Genomic DNA, 459 nt, shown 5'->3' on the forward strand with positions numbered 1-459 from the left:
CCCCGGATCCCGCAGAAGGAGCTCCATGAATCCGCTGATTGACGTCCCCGGCCTCGAAGCCAGGCTCGCCGCCGGGCACCGGACGGTGCTGCTGGATGTGCGCTGGGCGCTGGGCGACCCGCATGGGCACGACCACTATCTCGCGGAGCACCTGCCGGGCGCCGTGTTCGTTGACCTGGCCACAGAGCTTTCGGATCCGGCCGTGCCGGACCGGGGGCGGCACCCGCTTCCGTCCCGCGACCGTTTCCAGGAGTCGGCCCGCCGGTGGGGCCTGCGGAATGGTGACGTCGTGGTCGCCTACGATGACAGCGGCAACATGGCGGCGGCCAGGGCCTGGTGGATGCTGCGCGACGCCGGACTGGCGGAGGTCTACCTGCTCGACGGCGGCCTGGGCGCGTGGCGTGCCGCAGGCTTGCCGTTCGAGGAGGGACCGGTCCATCCTGTTCCCGGCGACGTGGA

General features: G+C 71.7%; 1 protein-coding gene. It reads left to right on the plus strand.

Annotated elements, in window-relative coordinates:
* Positions 1–25 precede the first annotated feature (25 nt).
* The coding region (locus AC1DKD_RS42065) for a sulfurtransferase (protein WP_477144845.1) at positions 26–459 on the plus strand (434 nt) is incomplete at its 3' end.

The organism is Cupriavidus sp. 05T313 (assembly GCF_056396665.1).